The organism is Bacillus cereus group sp. BfR-BA-01382, from assembly GCF_022663475.1.
In the GTDB taxonomy this organism is placed as follows: domain Bacteria; phylum Bacillota; class Bacilli; order Bacillales; family Bacillaceae_G; genus Bacillus_A; species Bacillus_A thuringiensis_S.
Genome location: NZ_JAKUFQ010000006.1, coordinates 40287 through 56504 on the forward strand (window position 1 = coordinate 40287; position 16218 = coordinate 56504).

Consider the following 16218-nt stretch of genomic DNA (forward strand, 5'->3'; position numbering starts at 1 on the left):
AACAATTAATTGTGATGAGTACATTGAAAAAAGCATTCCTTCCATTATACTAAGGAATGTTCTTATATTTATATAATTAGCAAAAGAGAAAAGGTGTTTGAAATGAAATCGTATATTGTAGTTGGATCTGGAATTTTAGGAGCGTCTACTGCTTATCATCTTGCTAAGGCAGGTGCGAATGTTACTATCGTGGATCGCCAACAATTAGGGCAAGCAACTGATGCAGGAGCAGGTATTGTATGTCCATGGCTATCACAGCGTCGTAATAAAGCATGGTATAAAATCGTTAAAGGCGGTGCACGTTACTATTCTTCGTTAATTCAGCAATTAGAAGAAGACGGTGAAACTGACACAGGATATAATCGTGTAGGTGCAATTAGTTTACATACTGACGAGAAAAAGTTAGATCAAATGGAAGAGCGAGCTTATAAACGACGTGAAGATGCCCCAGAGATTGGTGAAATAACTCGCTTATCAGCTGAAGAAACAAAAAAATTATTCCCAGCATTATCAGACGAATATAGTTCTGTTCATATTAGTGGTGCTGCACGAGTAAATGGAAGATTATTACGCAATGCGTTAATAAGTGCTGCGAAAAAACATGGTGCAACTTTTATAAAAGGCGATGCCATATTAGTCCGTGAAGGAAATCATATTACTGGAGTTACAGTAAACGATGAAACAATTTTAGCAGAAAAGGTTATTGTAACTGCAGGCGCATGGGCGAATGAAATCTTGAACCCATTAGGAATTAATTTCTTAGTTACATTCCAAAAAGGACAAATTGTTCATCTGCAAATTGAAAATACAGCAACAGAAAATATGCCAGTTGTTATGCCACCGAACGATCAATATATTTTAACGTTTGACAATGGGCATGTCGTAATTGGTGCAACACATGAGAATGATACTGGTTTCGATCATCGTGTAACAGCAGGTGGTTTACATGAAGTATTCCATAAGGCATTAACAGTTGCGCCTGGCTTAGAAAATGCTACAATGCTTGAAACGAGAGTTGGATTCAGACCATTTACACCAGGATTCTTACCTGTTATCGGACCGCTACCTAACTTTGAAGGAATTCTCGTTGCGAATGGATTAGGAGCTTCGGGTTTAACAGCTGGTCCATATCTAGGAGCGGAACTTGCTAAACTAGCGCTCGGACAAACGATTGAATTAGATTTAAATGATTATGATGTTGCTGGCGCAATTGAATAATATAGGGTACTGCTAACATTTAGGAAAAACCATGCTAAACAAATTCGACAAGAAATAAACAGTTTTTCCTCTGTTAAGAGTAAGCCTGTTTATGAAAAATAAAATTATTTAAAAATAGAGGGCCGACATTATAAACCTGCATTAATAATGTAGAATTGTGATGTCGGCTCTTTATTCATATTGCTTTAAAACTTATTTTCGAGAGGAGGTTAAGTAATGAGAGCGCCATATCAAGTATTGATATTTCCTTATATAAAAACTGTCGATTCTATTCAATATGCCATTTTTAACCGAAGTGATTATGGTTATTGGCAAGGAATAGCTGGTGGCGGAGAAGACGGTGAGATTCCTATTGAATCAGCAAAACGGGAAGCATTTGAAGAGGCTGGTATTACAAGAGAATGTCCATATATACAATTAGATTCTGTGTCTTCACTATCAGTAGAAGATGTAGTTGGAGGATTCCTTTGGGGAGAAGAGGTTTATGTAATAAAAGAATTTTCTTTTGGAGTTAAAGTCCCTACAAAAAACATATCATTATCTAAAGAACACTTCAATTATAAATGGTTATGCTTTGAGGAAGCAGTAACGTTTTTGAAATGGGATAGCAACAAAACAGCATTGTGGGAATTAAACAAAAGACTATTAAAACAATAAAAGTTTTAGCTAACAAAGATAGTATTGGAACAAGAATGGAACCATTAACAAACCTTTGCTACACTTCTAAACAGTGTTTTAGATTATAAAATAGAGTAATATAGATTTGGTATGGGTAATGAACTAAGAGAACTTGCACTAAGAAAAGCCCTATACAGTTGCCTGTGAAAAAATGAAAATAGTTAGAAATATTTTTATGTTGTACAGTTTTTGGCTATGAATAGCGGAATAAATATTAAGTATTCAACAGTTCAAATAGAACGAGTCATCTTTTTATTTTAAGAAGAAAGATGACTCGTTTTATGCTAAAATTCGCTTAGTGTATATTTTCGTTAAAATGTGGGTGGGCCCCTTTTAGCAAAACCGGAGTGGGAATGATGAGTATAAATAGTTTTGTGGGATTAATAAAGGACGAATTATTAAAAGAGGTAAGCATACGAAGTGAGGATGAATTCGAGCCTGTAGTAGTTAAAGATATTCCTAGACTTTGGAAGTGTTTAGGGACAGGTAATTATGCCGCAGTATTCATGCACAGAGAATACAAAGATTGGGTAGTGAAAGTTTACGTGCGAGAAGGAGAAGGAATTGAAAAAGAGTCAGAAGCATACCGAAGAATTGGAAATCATCCTTCTTATTCAAAGCTTATATATAAAGGAGAAAATTTCATAGTATTGAAACGTTTAAAAGAAATTACTTTATACGATGCTATTCATAAGGGGATTAAAATTCCTAAGCAGGTAATACTTGATATCAATGAGGCTTTGGAGTATGCGAGGGAACAAGGGTTAACTCCTTGTGATGTTCACGGGAAAAATGTGATGATGGAAAAAGGAAGGGGATATGTGGTCGATGTATCTGATTTCTTAAAAACAAAAGAAGATAGTAAGTGGAGAGACCTAGAAAAGGCATATTTCACCTTTTATTTTCCTTTCATTTATAAATTGCCTTTCCCCGTTAAAATACCGTATTTTATGTTAAACATTGTTAGACGTTCGTACAGAAAATATAAGAAGCTTAAAAAGAAATTCAAATTATAAAAGGACCACATATGTTCCCAAAAACGAGTTGAATTCACATAAATTACTGTAGAAAAATTTAAATTTTTGTTTAGGGGCTACTTCAAGACCTTAGCTTGCTGGGTATATGGTGCTACCCCATTACTATCAACTTAAGAATTGATAGTAATGGGGTATTTAATTTCTTATCTTGATGAGTATGGGATACTGCCAGCATTTCTTCTATCTTCTATATTCTTGTTGTAGGGTGTTATAAAATTCTTAAGTTAATAGGCCTTGAGTGGCATACAATAGCAGAATTAACGAGTAAATGTAACAATCTCATCAACAGCTTTGATATAACCACCTGCCTCACAGAATGATTGACTAATTTTTTTGGCATTCTCTTTGTAAATCGAATGCTGCAACACTTCATTAACGGCATGTTTTAAATCCTCAGCCAATAATTGCTGGATATTTAACATAAATCCTGCGCCATAAAGTGATTCACTTGTGCTATTCATTCCACAATGACTAATAAATACATCCGCTTGGCGCAGTATATCTAATTGTGGAAGATAATTACCAACAATAAAATTATCAGGTATATCTCCTAGCTGCTCCACTGTTAATTGTTTGCCTATACTAAGCTTTCGCATTGAGATCTTTTAAACCGACGAAACATTTTTGATAGAATTCAGGCTGATTATTAATTATGGTTCCCATAGAAATATACAACCCATTTTCCAGGTAAAGACTGTGCATCATAGAGGATGTAATCGTATGTTTCTTTGGAGGTTTCTTCAAAAATGGAATCAGTAATTCTTTCCATAGCATGAAGGAAGTGTAATAAGTACTCTTGAGGATGGGAAGTCATAACATTCATAGTTTCCGAAAGCTCTCTTTGTGCCTCTTGATTGATGGGACGGAATTGTGCACCTGCTTTTTTGATTTTTTCTTCAAAATCATTTGATGAATAATAGACAATGTTGTCTCCACGTTGTACTAAATCATGTACTAATCCTAATGTTGGATTTAAGTGTCCTTCTCCACCTATATTGATGTAAAGTGCTTTTTTCATCTTTATCCCCTCCAGTAAATTTGATATCGTAAAATGTAAACGATTTTTTATTTTGTTTGAATTATAACGAACGAAGTGAATAAATGTCTATTTTAATTTTTGAATATTCTTAATTTTTAGAGGGTATTTTATTTAGATAACTTGATGGATGTGGCGAGACCCCACATCCATCAAGTTAAGAAAAAGAAACACCCCAAAAACAAAAAAATGAGATGACTTCTCAAAGTAACTAACTGTAGAGAAAGAAAAATTTCATTTAGTGGGTACTTCAAAACCTTAGCTTAATGGCGATGGGTTCACCATATCAAAACAAGAAAATTGTGCGTATAGACATATTTTTCAACCGCTTCCTGTACGTTAAGGGAATCGTTATTTTTTTACAGTTTTTTTATTATGGAATTCAAAATAACTAATTATAATAGGTGAAAAAACAATCAATAGTTGGGTTACGGAAAGGATTCGAATTTACATTCTTTCTCAATACATATTATGGATAAATAAAGTAAAATATGGGTTAGGGTTATGTCTCATGTTGTGTTAATCCTAACAATAACTAAGGGTACATAATATGCTTTCATACCTTTGAATAATTTTGTTATAGAAGGGATGGAGATTTAAATGGCTCAAATTGTTGGTATTGATAGATACCTTTGTACTGGGGCTTTAATCTATATGCGTGAGGGCCTTTCCCTAAGTCTTGTTAGGAAGTAAGGAACAGCAAGCAAACACTTATACAATATGAATAGAGGAGAGGAATGCCTTATGAAAATACGTAGTCAAATTACATGTGCAAGTTTGGCCCTTTTAATAGTTGGAAGTTCCCTGTTATATACAACACCAACCTCAATTATAAAAGCAGAGCCCACTCAAAATGTATCTAGTTCGTTACAAACAAATACGCAACGAGATCATACTTCCGTCAAGCAAGCAATGCGGGATACATTGCAACTTGGATACCCGGGGATACTTGCTAAAACTTCTGAGGGTGGAAAAACGTGGGGGTATGCCGCTGGAATAGCGGATCTGAGAACCAAGAAACCAATGAAAACAGATTTTCGCTTTCGCATTGGGAGTGTGACGAAGACGTTCACCGCAACAGTTGTACTTCAATTAGCTGGAGAGAATCGCCTGAAGCTAAACGACTACATCGAAGACTGGTTGCCTGGTGTCATTCAAGGAAATGGATATGATGGTAACAAGATTACTATCCGGCACATATTGAACCATACAAGTGGTATCGCTGAATACTCAAGGTCAAAAGACGCTGATTTTACGGATACAAAAAAATCGTATACGGCTGAAGAGTTAGTGGGGGTTTCTCTGCCTCCAGACTTTGCTCCAGGAAAGGGCTGGTCTTATTCAAACACAGGATACGTATTACTGGGCATTCTTATTGAAAAAGTAACTGGAAACAGCTATGCGGAAGAGGTTGAAAATCGAATTATTGAACCACTTGAATTGTCGAATACATTCCTACCAGGCAACTCAAGTGTTATTCCAGGCACTAACCATGCCCGTGGATATGTCCAACCAGATGGAGCAAGTGAGCTAAAAGACGTTACTTATTATAACCCAAGTGCAGGTAGCTCTGCTGGAGATATGATTTCTACTGCTGACGACTTAAACAAATTCTTCTCTTACTTGCTCGGTGGCAAATTACTGAAGGAACAGCAACTAAAACAAATGCTTACTACAGTTCCTACAGGAAAAGAAGGAATCGATGGATATGGTCTTGGAATCTATGAAACTAAGCTGCCAAGCGGTGTCTCGATATGGGGACACTCAGGTGGCATTCTAGGGTTTACAACTCTAGTTGGAGGTACACTTGGAGGCAATCATACGTTGGTCGTCAATTGGAATAGTTTGGGTAGAACTGGCAGTCCTAATCCTTTTAAAAATATTTTACTTGCTGAATTTAGCAAGTAGGAAAAAAGGAAAAATTTATCGTAGTTTTCATAGTTGAAAATGTACTTTTCTGGTTCAAAAGCCCCAACTTATTTTCAAGAAAACTTTGGGGCTTTTTTTGTTTTGGTGGCGTTTATTCTTAAGTTGATGGATGTGTGGTGCTACCCCAAAATAAAAAGATTAGGAGTGAATCCTAATCTTTTTATTTATACATATTTTTGGTTGTTATATCACTATCAATTCCAAAACGGGATATTTTGAATAAATGAAACCGTCAAAATTAGTGTTGATGCGGAACCAGCAGTTACTAAAGTTACTATTTTTCGTCCATTCTGTTCTTTTGAAGGTTTTATAAGTTCTGTAATTAACACAATCCATATTATGATAGAGACTATTGAAATAATATTTATAGACATATGTATCACATCCCTTCTTGTTTTTACATAAATATTTCTTCTTTTATAAAATAAAAGCAATTTAACAAGAAAACATGTACCTCATTAAAAATCAATATTTCCCTGTTAAACCACCTTTTTTAAATAGAAATACGACTGATAAAACGATAACAACAGCCTTCAAACTTCCCCAATATGGATAAATAGTATGATCTGTTAGACTAGCATATTGAAAAATATTCTCTAAACCGAAAATTCCTATCATGACTGCTAAAATAAATGAAGCTGATCCATACGTTCCGTTATGATAGAGGGTAAATAAGTATATTGCACATATAAGTGGTACGATGATTTGTAATAAGAGTGTCATAATTAGTCCCCCCAGTATATTGATACTTATATTATATACAAAATTGTAATAAAAAGGAATGCGACTTATTTAATACTAACAGAACTACTCTAATCATATTCTTCTATAAAAAAGAAGAAAAAGGGGTGTACAGTTAATTGACAAAAGTTAAAGTTAATTTACGACCCATTGTTCATAACGTAAATTTACCAACCGTATTGAAAACAACGATACTTCCAGGTGAATCGACCGAAAGACTATTTATCGCAACTCAATTAGGAGAGATTTTTTACATAGGGGACGGAGTTATAAAGAAATTTTTAGATATGCGTCACCTAATTATTAAATTAGGTACATCTGAAGAAGGTGTTTCTAGTAGCGGTTATGATGAACGAGGATTACTAGGACTTGCATTTCATCCACAATTTTATCAAAACGGTTTATTTTATCTTCATTATTCAGTAGCCGGAACTCAAGGTCCAGGTGCACTTTCTGAACAATTTAAACCGAATCCTTGTGACCCTAAAACGTTAAATTTAAAGTGGGTTAATAGAAATACGCAATATGATCACATTGATACAGTGGAAGAATGGACTTTACAATCTAACGGCCAAGCTCAAAAGCGACGAACATTACTGAATGTAAGAAGACCATTTTTTAATCATAACGGAGTCAATAGTTTAAACTTTTCACCTGAGACTGGAAAACTTGTTTTTACAAATGGAGATGGCGGATCAGGTTATGATCCATTTAATTTAAGCCAAGATGATTTAGAAATAGCAGGAAAAATAATTGAAATCGATGTAAATAAAAATACATTTATAAATAACCCTCCTGTAGTTACACGCTTTAATGACCTTCCTTTATCTATACAAGAAACACTTACAGTAATTGCAAAAGGAGTACGTAATATAACCGGCATTTCATTTCAAAGGTTTTATAATCAATATATCAAATACACCGGAAATGTCGGACAGGATATTGTAGAGTCTATTTTTTCATTTGTTCAATATAAACCTATACCAGTTACAGAACTTGTTCAAATGCATTTTATGAGGTTAACTCCCAATCAAGATGGTTTTATCAATTTTGGGTGGCGAGGATGGGAAGGGGATTTACCTACTTCTTTTATACGACATTGTTCCGAAAATCAGACTTTGGATGAGAGAACAATAGTTTATTATGATGAAACAATACAAACTTCAGTGAAGCGTATTCTGCCTCTACTTAGTTATTTTCATAAAGATTTTAGAACCGATAAGTTTGGAGGAACTTCACTTACAGGAGTTCAGCCATATATGGGAAATGCAATTTCAAATTTAACGGGTAGCGTTGTTTTTACCGACCTTGCTAAGAAAGAAGATTCTCGACCGCCAGTTAAGGGTGTTTTAGCTTATACTAGAGCCGGTACAGACGGTAAACATGCTGACTTTCATGCTATTGAAACCAATTATGATTTTGGTACGCAAGCAGCTTATTATATGAGTTTAGGAACAAATTCGGCTCAAACTAGGTTATATTTAGGAGTTTACGGTTCTATGAAAGTAACTGATTTTAACAAAGGTACCATTTTTGAAATTATTCCTTGATACGATACAAATGCTCAGTCTAAAAACATAAGGAATTTATTCTGTTTCCAAAACGCAAGACTTAACTTGTCCCCCTAAAAATCTTCAATGTATTAGCATCTATTAACTTGGAGAAAGTAACTCATAAACCATATGTGTACGAATAATATAGAAAGTAATGAATGAGGTATCTTTAGGGGGTATTTTAATGAATCGTTTTGTACGTTATTGGTATCAACTGATGATAGAGCATGATATAAGCTTTGTTCATAAAAGAAACTTGTCCCTTGCGAATAAGTTAGTACTTACAGCTTTGATGAGTGCATTGGCCACCATGTTTCAAGCAGCGGGGAACTTAATTCCTGGTATAGGTTTGCTCATTAGTCCATTTTCGACATTGCCGATTTTTTTTGCTATTCTCTATTCTATTCGTGAGGGAATACTTTCTTATATTCTTACTATTTTTCTATTATTTATTATTGAGCCAAGTGAACTAATTGTCTTTCCTTTTACTACAGGCTTATTAGGTCTAGCCTTAGGACTAGCCTTTTTAAAATTCAAGAGGAGAATTTGGATTGTTTCCTTTTCAGCGACTTGTCTACTTATAGGGATTATGATCGTTCTCGATGTTTTCCGTTTTCCGGTACTTGGTCCTACTGTTCATACAACTATGGACATAAAAATTATTTTATCAATATTTATACTGAGCTTTCTATACTGCTGGATTTATGCAGGTTTTTGCAGAATAATGATGAATAGATTATGTAAAGTGTTGTATTGACAATGGCATAATGAAGATTGGAGAATGCATTCATGACTAACGTTGCAGTTAGAAGACCAAATTTGAATGATGTAGATGAACTATATTTATTTTTCCGGATAGTTATTACGAATACATACAAAAATGAAGGATTGTCACAATTATTGGATGACATAGAAAATGAAATTAACTCAAAAAAGCAGTATTTGAAAAGTGATTTTGATAGTAACGGAGAAAGTCGTTACTTTTTATTAGCAATTGATACAAGTAACGATAAAATCATTGGAACAATCGAAATTGGTCCAGCAAGTACATTGATTAATAGTTGTACAGGTGGTGTACTTAAAAATTTGTATGAAATAGGAACTGTATTCATACTTCCGGAGTATCAAAGAAAGGGAATAGGGAGTTTATTACTACATACAATGTTTCTTACATTACTTAGCAGAGGGATAACAGAATATTGTTTAGATAGTGGATATAAAAATGCGCAAAGTATATGGACGAAAAAGTTTGGAAAACCTAGCTATGTATTGAAAGATTACTGGGGCGAATCCAGTGATCATATGATTTGGAAGAACAATTTACATGATACACCTATAATATTTGAATTATAAAATGAAATATGCCTCTGAACATAGCTTTTCTTACTTATGTATGCTATTATTTATCTTTATAATAAAAGAGGACGTGAATGAACTTGATTAAAATTAGTATCCCTGAAGTTGATGTTACAATTACTGAACGTAAACAAGTTATTAAAGGAGACGAGCCAATCATTACTCCAATTAATGGATTTATCGATTTTCACTTGTTCCCTAGAGATAAAGGCGGCATTTTTATGTTTTACAATATTAATGACGAACTTCTTTTCGTAGGTAAAGCTCGTAAAATTAGACAACGTATTAAGAAGCATTTTGAAGATAATGTTTCACCAATTAAAAATCACCGTGATGAAGTATACCGCATTGATGCATGTATCGTAGAAGATCCAACAGAAAGAGAAATTTACGAAACATATATCATTAATGAATATAAAGCGAAATATAACGTTGATAAAGTATTCTACAAATAATAAATCTAAATAAAAAACAATCCTAGCTAATATGCCAGGATTGTTTTTTATTTAGATTTATTCTTCATATCTTTCTCCTTTTTTCAAATGATTAGCCACAATAAAACAGAATATCCCTATAAATATAAGTACAATACCAAGCGTTTTATGTTTTCCCTCAAAGAAAGGAATATCTGAAATAACATTTGTCATACATAGTCCTAAAAATACAAGGATAGGGCCTACCCAAAGTAATACATTACCAAATTTTGTGTGCTTCCACATAATACCCCTCCTTAATTCTCTTTACATATATATCCATAAATTAAAAGTAAATTCATAGAGAAATATAGTTTTTTTCATATCGAAAATTTAACCCTCATATATTGGTACAAGCAAAAGAGAAAGGAGACCATCATGAATTGGTTAGAAGCTTTCATATTAGGTATAATTCAAGGTTTAACAGAATTTTTACCAATCAGTAGTACCGGACATCTTTATTTAGGAAGGCATTTATTTCAATTAGATAAAGCAGGCTTATTTTTAGATACGATGTTGCATATTGGGACTTTACTTGCAGTGTTTATTTATTACAAAAAAGAATTTATATATTTAATTAAAAACCCATTTTCAAAGCTCATGTTATTACTTATTGTTGGGACGATACCTGCAGTTGTTATTGGTTTATTGTTTAAAGACTTCTTTGAAGATATTTCAAAAACAGGAATCACGATCGGTTGGGAGTTTTTAGTGACCGGATTCTTTCTCTACATGGCAGATAAACAAAAGAATGGTCGTAAAAAAATGGATGACATCACATATAAAGACGCATTAATTATCGGTTCATTTCAAGCGGCTGCTATTTTCCCAGCGATTTCTCGTTCTGGTATGACAATCGTCGCTGCATTATGGAGGCAGTTAGACCGTGAAACTGCTGCTTACTTTTCTTTTTTATTATCAACGCCAGCCATTGTCGGAGCCATTATTTTGCAATTTGTAGACGTTTTTCAAGGGAAAGCAGAATCTATTTCTAGTACATCTTTAATTGTCGGAACGTTATCAGCAGCGTTTTTTGGATACATAGCCGTTTCATGGATGATTCAATATTTAAAACGTCAATCCTTAAAAGTATTCGCGTATTACGTATGGGGATTAGGTATTTTAATTTTAATGTTGCAATTTACTGATGTATTTTAAGTATAATGATAAAGAAGTTAATTAGTTTAAGATCCTGTTTCATTCATACAAGGCAGGATCTCTTTTTATTAAGGGGGAAAATATGTTTAATACGGCTATCGTTATTGGTGGAAGTGTGGCAGGAAAGTTTGCAGCAAAAGCATTATCAACTTCTTTTAAAGAAGTAATCATTATAGAAGCTGGTGAAAGATGGGATGGAAAGTCTTCGAGAAAAAGAGTTCCACAAAGTAATCATCCTCACGTGTTATTAAAAGGTGGAGAAAACGCAATTGAAGAATTGTTTCCTAATATTACGAACGAATTAATAGAAGCGGGTAGTATTATAAACAACTTTACGCGTGATTTGAAATGGCATCAATTCGGTCTATGGAAACAACCGTTCATAGGGGAAGTACATATGATTCAACAAAGTCGTCCTTTGCTAGAATGGCATATTCAAAAACGAATACATCAAATTTCAAATATTACTATTAAATATGAAACATTGGTTAAAGGGTTATTGGTAGATGCAAAGCTTAACAAAGTGTGTGGAGTAAAAGTTAAATATTTAGAGACAGACACACAAGAAGAAGTTCATGCAGATCTTGTAGTTGATGCGAGTGGATTTGGCTCAAAAAGTATAGAATGGCTACGAGAATACGAAATTGAAGTAAAAGAAGAGAAAGTTCGTATTGATTTATTTTACGCAACGAAAATGTTCAAACTTAAAGAAAATGAGGAGTTAGACTGTTGTAATATGCTAATGTCTCCGAGTTTCCCTGATAACCCTTATGGCGTTCTTATTCAAACGATAGAAGATAATCGTTATTTTGTTACTTTCAGTGGATACGCAAATGAGAAAGCACCACAAACAGATGATGAGTTTTATGATTTTGCTGAAAACCTATCAATTTCTAATGTTACAGACTTCCTAAACAAGGCTGAGGGAATTACTGATATAAAGACATACAAAATTCCTTATCAAGTACGCCGGCGATTTGATTTAGTGAATAATGTACCAGAAGGCTTATTAGTTGTTGGAGATGCGCAATGTCGTTTTGATCCCGTTTTCGGCCAAGGCGTATCAGTTGCTGCTATGGAGGCTCACCAGTTGCAATTACTTCTGCAAGGCAGAAAACAGCTTGATAAAACATTTACACAACAATTTTATAAAAAGACAGCTAATATAATAGAAACCCCTTGGGATATGACAACGACAGAAATATCACGTCACCCGCAGCTAAAGAGAGAATTAACTACAAAACAAAAATTTCAGCTATGGTATACGAAACAAATATATCGACTATCCGCAAGTAATTCTGATGTTTATATTCGATTAGTACGAGTGATGAATTTAATTCGTAGTCCATTTCATCTTTTTCATCCGAAAGTGCTACTATCTGTATTGCTTAATCGAAAGAAATAGCAGGAATATAATTGATTAAAAAAGAATGTATAACAGTTAGTAAATCAAGAAGGAGAATACGAGATGGAAATATACATAGAGCAACTAAAGAAACAAGATGTTAAGGATTTATTTACGTTTGAACTTACGAATAAATCTTTTTTTGAAACAATGGTACCAAATCGTGGCTCGAAATATTTTGAATTTGAATATTTCCAAAAACTACTAGACGATTTATTAATAGAACAAGCGGATGGAGATTCTTATTTTTATTTAATTCGTAATGAAGAAAAAGAAATTGTAGGGCGAATCAATTTAGTAGATATAGATACGGAAACTCGAATTAGTTCACTAGGGTATCGGGTCGGAGAAAAATTTACTAAAAAAGGAGTTGCAACAGCAGCCGTAAAATTAATTTTAGATGTAGCGAAAAATAATGAAATTACTGACATTTATGCTAAAACAACGACTAATAATCTCGCATCACAAATTGTACTAGAAAAAAGCGGATTTTCTTCTTATCAAAACGAATCAGATACAACATCTGTAGAATTAAATGGAGAACATGTGAAGTTTGTACATTATATTTGGAGAAATACTTCGCGCTTATAATAAGGAGGACTTATTCATGAATGATTTGCGTTATCCAATTGGCCAATTTACATACAAACGTCCTATAACGGAAGAAATGATTGATACATGGATTCAAGAAATTGAAGATTTACCTCATGAACTAACAAAGGCAATTAAAGATTTAGATCAGAAGCAGTTAGATACACCATATCGCGTTGGAGGTTGGACTGTACGCCAAGTAGTTCATCACGTCGTTGATAGCCATATGAATAGCTACATACGCTTTAAATTAGCACTGACAGAAAAGAATCCAACTATTAAGCCGTATAAAGAAGAGAAGTGGGCAGAGTTACCCGATTCAAAATTACCGGTAGATGTTTCACTAGTAATGCTAGATTCATTACATAAAAGATGGGTTAACCTTTTATATTCTCTAGAAATTGAAGATTTAGAAAAGACATTTAACCATCCTGAAACTGGTGAAACAAAACTTGCTGTTGCAATAGGACTATACGCATGGCATGGTCGTCATCATACCGCTCATATTACTTCTTTAAGAAAGCGTCTAAATTGGTAACATGGATATTATATTAGAGAAGGCGACAGAAACTGATGTAGAAGTTATATTTCAAATGCAAATAGACTCATTTAGCCCTTTATTACATAAATATAAAGACTATAATATAAAGACTATGAAACAAATCCAGCAAATGAAACTATCGAAAAAACTATTTGTAGAATAAATCAAGTAAACGGTGGCTTCTATAAAATAATAGTGGATATGAATCTTGTTGGAGCGATATGCATTTCACAAAAAGAAACACCCTCTAAATTTTGGATCAGTCCAATGTTTATTCATCCGGGTTATCAAGGAAAAGGAATTGCTCAAAAGGTGATTACATTAATTGAGGAAATGTTTCCTGAAGCAACGAGCTGGGAACTTGCTACTATTTTAGAAGAAGAGAAAAATTGTTTTTTGTATGAAAAGATGGAGTATAAAAGAACAGAAGTTATAAAGAAATTAAATGATAAAACTACACTTATTTATTACAAAAAAGAAAGGTAAAGCATATAAAACACGCTTTACCTTTTTATGTTATTTTAGATTAAATATACAAAAATGATGTATTTTCTTCCAAAATACTCGGGTTAGTAATTTCTGAAATGAATAAAAATACAAGAAACCACTACTTTGTCGTATATGTCACTAACGCTTTTTGAATGCTTAAAATACTATCGTCACCTTTAAATTCTTTCGTAATTGGATCCTCCATACTAGACACCCAAATTTTAAGTTCTGCATCTAAATCAAAATGCCCAGCCGTTTCGATGCTATATTGTGTAATACTTTTATAAGGAATAGAATGGTATTCTGTTTTTTTGCCGGTTACTCCTTGTTTATCTACTAAAATAAGTCGACGATTTGTAAATACGATTAGATCACGAATTAATTTATAAGCATGCTCTACTTTTTCATCGTCTAGCATAATCTTCTCTAAATCACGTTCTACACTTTCAGAACTCGTATTTGATGCATTTCCTAAAATACCGCTAAATAAACCCATATTAAATTCCTCCTTTAATATATGTGGAATGAATTACTTATATTGTAACATGTTACTCACAAAGATATTATGACATTACTTTGGTAGTTTCTGGTTATTGTTGTAATTAGTTTATATAACCTCATCTTAAAATCTTGTGCTAATATGAAATTAAGAAAAAAGAAGCAGAGGGATATAACATGAAGAATATCGGTTTAGTATTAGAGGGCGGAGGAATGAAAGGTTTATATACTGCAGGTGTACTCGAATATTTCATGGAAAAGAACTTATTCTTTCCGTATGTAGTCGGCGTATCAGCTGGAGCCTGTATGGGGGCAACCTATTTGTCACGTCAAAAAGGGAGAAATAAGAAAGTAAATACAGAACTAGTATCAGATTACAGGTATATATCTTATCGAAATTTAATTCGAAAACGTGAATTATTTGGGATGGACTTTTTATTTGATGAAGTACCTAATAAAATTGTCCCGTTTGATTTTCAAACTTTCTTAAACTGTAATGAACAATTTGTTATAGGGACGACTGATTGCGAATCAGGACGAGCTGTTTATTATAATAAAATAGAACATGGAAATGATATTTTAAAAATCATCCGTGCATCTAGCTCAGTTCCGTTTATAGCACCTGCTGTAGAATACGATAATCGTAAGTTGTTAGATGGAGGAATTATAGATCCTATTCCAGTTCTAAAAGCTCAAACTGATGGTTATGAAAAGAATGTAGTTATCATGACAAAACCAGAAGGATACGAAAAGCAGCGGAATAAATTTTTTAGACTGGCTAAAATTTTATATAGAAAATATCCGAATATCGCAGAATCTTTAGTAGAACATTATCGTTTTTATAATGAGACGATATCTTATATGAATCAAATAGAACAAAAAGACAACTTTTATGTCATTCAGCCTAGCGTACAGCTTCCAATAAGCGGAATAGAAAGAAATAAAGAGAAACTTGTTAATTTATATAACCTTGGCTATATAGATGCTCAATATCATTATGAAAACTTATTAAATTGGATAGAGAAATAAAGGAGGAGAAAGTTGAAGTTAGGAAAAAGGGTTATTTTTAATGAATTGCAGAAAATGCCTAGTCCGCTGTACAAACCGTTTCCTTATCGCGCTACAGCAAAATTGCAGCGAAACTTAGAAAGTAGATTTACCGAAGATAATTGTATAAACGCTGATTTTAATCATCATTGGATGCATACAGCAGCTACTTTAAATTCTGTACTAAATGGAAACGAAACGAACAGAACATTACGTTTCAACAAATAAAGTGGTTAAGAAAATCGTTTTTTGAGTGGTTTCCGCAATATCGTTTTCTAGAAACAGAAATTGTGAATTATCCCATTTTGTATAGAGATTTCATAAGTTATGAGAAGACCAGGAAGCTATTACTTTATTACCTTACTGAATAAAAGCGAAAACGTACAGGTTACATTACTTGTACGTTTTTTGTTCATAAAACATTCAATATTAACAATTAGTTTATATAGGAATTCTAATGAGAAGAAA

Annotated in this window: 19 protein-coding genes and 2 pseudogenes; 15 read left to right on the plus strand and 6 right to left on the minus strand. The window is 33.3% G+C overall.

Features of this window, described 5'->3' with window-relative positions; translation table 11 throughout:
- Positions 1–102: 102 nt before the first annotated feature.
- From MR160_RS04180 to MR160_RS04190, 3 genes are all read left to right on the plus strand, one after another.
- Positions 103–1218, plus strand: coding sequence for an NAD(P)/FAD-dependent oxidoreductase (locus MR160_RS04180; protein WP_000844384.1), 1116 nt, complete (start codon positions 103–105; stop codon positions 1216–1218).
- 216 nt (positions 1219–1434) lie between these two features.
- Positions 1435–1875: an NUDIX hydrolase gene (locus tag MR160_RS04185; RefSeq protein ID WP_001202619.1), complete on the plus strand. Its 441-nt coding sequence runs from the start codon at positions 1435–1437 to the stop codon at positions 1873–1875.
- A 377-nt stretch (positions 1876–2252) separates the two neighbouring features.
- Positions 2253–2912: a protein kinase family protein gene (locus MR160_RS04190; RefSeq protein WP_000026523.1), complete on the plus strand. Its 660-nt coding sequence runs from the start codon at positions 2253–2255 to the stop codon at positions 2910–2912.
- Between the two features lie 278 nt (positions 2913–3190).
- Here MR160_RS04190 and MR160_RS04195 read toward each other — a convergent pair whose 3' ends face one another.
- Together MR160_RS04195 and MR160_RS04200 are read right to left on the minus strand one after the other, a co-directional pair.
- Positions 3191–3529: a glycosyltransferase gene (locus MR160_RS04195; protein ID WP_015945808.1), complete on the minus strand. Its 339-nt coding sequence runs from the start codon at positions 3527–3529 to the stop codon at positions 3191–3193.
- A 50-nt stretch (positions 3530–3579) separates the two neighbouring features.
- Positions 3580–3951 (minus strand): glycosyltransferase, encoded by a 372-nt coding sequence (locus tag MR160_RS04200; RefSeq protein WP_242297087.1) that lies wholly within the window; start codon positions 3949–3951, stop codon positions 3580–3582.
- A 762-nt stretch (positions 3952–4713) separates the two neighbouring features.
- Between MR160_RS04200 and MR160_RS04205 the strand changes: the two genes are divergently transcribed.
- Positions 4714–5877 (plus strand): serine hydrolase domain-containing protein, encoded by a 1164-nt coding sequence (locus MR160_RS04205; protein WP_242297088.1) that lies wholly within the window; start codon positions 4714–4716, stop codon positions 5875–5877.
- A 215-nt stretch (positions 5878–6092) separates the two neighbouring features.
- Here the strand turns inward: MR160_RS04205 and MR160_RS04210 are convergent, their stop codons facing one another.
- Together MR160_RS04210 and MR160_RS04215 are read right to left on the minus strand one after the other, a co-directional pair.
- Positions 6093–6272: a hypothetical protein gene (locus tag MR160_RS04210; protein WP_000026325.1), complete on the minus strand. Its 180-nt coding sequence runs from the start codon at positions 6270–6272 to the stop codon at positions 6093–6095.
- Between the two features lie 91 nt (positions 6273–6363).
- Positions 6364–6621 carry a hypothetical protein gene (locus MR160_RS04215; protein WP_000173569.1) on the minus strand — a complete coding sequence of 86 codons (258 nt, stop codon included), beginning with the start codon at positions 6619–6621 and terminating at the stop codon, positions 6364–6366.
- A gap of 137 nt (positions 6622–6758) precedes the next feature.
- Between MR160_RS04215 and MR160_RS04220 the strand changes: the two genes are divergently transcribed.
- The 4 genes from MR160_RS04220 to MR160_RS04235 all read left to right on the plus strand — a co-directional run bounded on the left by MR160_RS04220 (position 6759) and on the right by MR160_RS04235 (position 10003).
- Complete coding sequence (locus MR160_RS04220) at positions 6759–8189, plus strand: PQQ-dependent sugar dehydrogenase (protein WP_000169959.1); 1431 nt, start codon at positions 6759–6761, stop codon at positions 8187–8189.
- A 187-nt stretch (positions 8190–8376) separates the two neighbouring features.
- Entirely contained in the window at positions 8377–8949 is a 573-nt protein-coding gene (locus tag MR160_RS04225; RefSeq protein ID WP_001079230.1) for a hypothetical protein, read from the plus strand.
- Between the two features lie 32 nt (positions 8950–8981).
- Positions 8982–9545 (plus strand): GNAT family N-acetyltransferase, encoded by a 564-nt coding sequence (locus MR160_RS04230; protein ID WP_000185962.1) that lies wholly within the window; start codon positions 8982–8984, stop codon positions 9543–9545.
- A gap of 77 nt (positions 9546–9622) precedes the next feature.
- The gene (locus tag MR160_RS04235; protein WP_001048947.1) at positions 9623–10003 is read left to right on the plus strand and encodes a nucleotide excision repair endonuclease; all 381 of its coding nucleotides are present in this window, start codon (positions 9623–9625) and stop codon (positions 10001–10003) included.
- Positions 10004–10060: 57 nt separating this feature from the next.
- On the opposite strand, the gene MR160_RS04240 is transcribed toward MR160_RS04235, so the two are convergent.
- Positions 10061–10267: a hypothetical protein gene (locus MR160_RS04240; RefSeq protein WP_000265474.1), complete on the minus strand. Its 207-nt coding sequence runs from the start codon at positions 10265–10267 to the stop codon at positions 10061–10063.
- A 132-nt stretch (positions 10268–10399) separates the two neighbouring features.
- Between MR160_RS04240 and MR160_RS04245 the strand changes: the two genes are divergently transcribed.
- The 5 genes and pseudogenes from MR160_RS04245 (at position 10400) to MR160_RS04265 (ending at position 14202) form a co-directional block, all read left to right on the plus strand.
- Entirely contained in the window at positions 10400–11179 is a 780-nt protein-coding gene (locus MR160_RS04245; protein ID WP_001104289.1) for an undecaprenyl-diphosphate phosphatase, read from the plus strand.
- Positions 11180–11261: 82 nt separating this feature from the next.
- Positions 11262–12584: an FAD-dependent oxidoreductase gene (locus tag MR160_RS04250; protein WP_000483453.1), complete on the plus strand. Its 1323-nt coding sequence runs from the start codon at positions 11262–11264 to the stop codon at positions 12582–12584.
- 63 nt (positions 12585–12647) lie between these two features.
- Positions 12648–13175, plus strand: a complete 528-nt coding sequence (locus MR160_RS04255) for a GNAT family N-acetyltransferase (protein WP_000409250.1) — start codon at positions 12648–12650, stop codon at positions 13173–13175.
- Between the two features lie 16 nt (positions 13176–13191).
- Positions 13192–13713 carry a YfiT family bacillithiol transferase gene (locus tag MR160_RS04260; RefSeq protein WP_000999062.1) on the plus strand — a complete coding sequence of 174 codons (522 nt, stop codon included), beginning with the start codon at positions 13192–13194 and terminating at the stop codon, positions 13711–13713.
- Between the two features lies 1 nt (position 13714).
- A pseudogene (locus MR160_RS04265) lies at positions 13715–14202 on the plus strand (GNAT family N-acetyltransferase).
- Between the two features lie 121 nt (positions 14203–14323).
- Here MR160_RS04265 and MR160_RS04270 read toward each other — a convergent pair.
- Complete coding sequence (locus MR160_RS04270; protein ID WP_000522474.1) at positions 14324–14701, minus strand: PH domain-containing protein; 378 nt, start codon at positions 14699–14701, stop codon at positions 14324–14326.
- A gap of 179 nt (positions 14702–14880) precedes the next feature.
- On the opposite strand from MR160_RS04270, the gene MR160_RS04275 reads away from it, so the two are divergent.
- Positions 14881–15732: a patatin-like phospholipase family protein gene (locus MR160_RS04275; RefSeq protein WP_000789281.1), complete on the plus strand. Its 852-nt coding sequence runs from the start codon at positions 14881–14883 to the stop codon at positions 15730–15732.
- A gap of 12 nt (positions 15733–15744) precedes the next feature.
- Positions 15745–16121: pseudogene (locus MR160_RS04280) on the plus strand (YxiJ-like family protein).
- The last annotated feature ends 97 nt before the right edge of the window (positions 16122–16218 follow it).

What these genes read in the sequence shown, in the direction of transcription:
- MR160_RS04180 (WP_000844384.1), top strand. Translation starts at nt 103, where the DNA reads ATGAAATCGTATATTGTAGTTGGATCTGGAATTTTAGGAGCGTCTACT.
- MR160_RS04185 (WP_001202619.1), top strand. Translation starts at nt 1,435, where the DNA reads ATGAGAGCGCCATATCAAGTATTGATATTTCCTTATATAAAAACTGTC.
- MR160_RS04190 (WP_000026523.1), top strand. Translation starts at nt 2,253, where the DNA reads ATGAGTATAAATAGTTTTGTGGGATTAATAAAGGACGAATTATTAAAA.
- MR160_RS04195 (WP_015945808.1), bottom strand. Translation starts at nt 3,529, where the DNA reads ATGCGAAAGCTTAGTATAGGCAAACAATTAACAGTGGAGCAGCTAGGA.
- MR160_RS04200 (WP_242297087.1), bottom strand. Translation starts at nt 3,951, where the DNA reads ATGAAAAAAGCACTTTACATCAATATAGGTGGAGAAGGACACTTAAAT.
- MR160_RS04205 (WP_242297088.1), top strand. Translation starts at nt 4,714, where the DNA reads ATGAAAATACGTAGTCAAATTACATGTGCAAGTTTGGCCCTTTTAATA.
- MR160_RS04210 (WP_000026325.1), bottom strand. Translation starts at nt 6,272, where the DNA reads ATGTCTATAAATATTATTTCAATAGTCTCTATCATAATATGGATTGTG.
- MR160_RS04215 (WP_000173569.1), bottom strand. Translation starts at nt 6,621, where the DNA reads ATGACACTCTTATTACAAATCATCGTACCACTTATATGTGCAATATAC.
- MR160_RS04225 (WP_001079230.1), top strand. Translation starts at nt 8,377, where the DNA reads ATGAATCGTTTTGTACGTTATTGGTATCAACTGATGATAGAGCATGAT.
- MR160_RS04230 (WP_000185962.1), top strand. Translation starts at nt 8,982, where the DNA reads ATGACTAACGTTGCAGTTAGAAGACCAAATTTGAATGATGTAGATGAA.
- MR160_RS04235 (WP_001048947.1), top strand. Translation starts at nt 9,623, where the DNA reads ATGAACTTGATTAAAATTAGTATCCCTGAAGTTGATGTTACAATTACT.
- MR160_RS04240 (WP_000265474.1), bottom strand. Translation starts at nt 10,267, where the DNA reads ATGTGGAAGCACACAAAATTTGGTAATGTATTACTTTGGGTAGGCCCT.
- MR160_RS04245 (WP_001104289.1), top strand. Translation starts at nt 10,400, where the DNA reads ATGAATTGGTTAGAAGCTTTCATATTAGGTATAATTCAAGGTTTAACA.
- MR160_RS04250 (WP_000483453.1), top strand. Translation starts at nt 11,262, where the DNA reads ATGTTTAATACGGCTATCGTTATTGGTGGAAGTGTGGCAGGAAAGTTT.
- MR160_RS04255 (WP_000409250.1), top strand. Translation starts at nt 12,648, where the DNA reads ATGGAAATATACATAGAGCAACTAAAGAAACAAGATGTTAAGGATTTA.
- MR160_RS04260 (WP_000999062.1), top strand. Translation starts at nt 13,192, where the DNA reads ATGAATGATTTGCGTTATCCAATTGGCCAATTTACATACAAACGTCCT.
- MR160_RS04270 (WP_000522474.1), bottom strand. Translation starts at nt 14,701, where the DNA reads ATGGGTTTATTTAGCGGTATTTTAGGAAATGCATCAAATACGAGTTCT.
- MR160_RS04275 (WP_000789281.1), top strand. Translation starts at nt 14,881, where the DNA reads ATGAAGAATATCGGTTTAGTATTAGAGGGCGGAGGAATGAAAGGTTTA.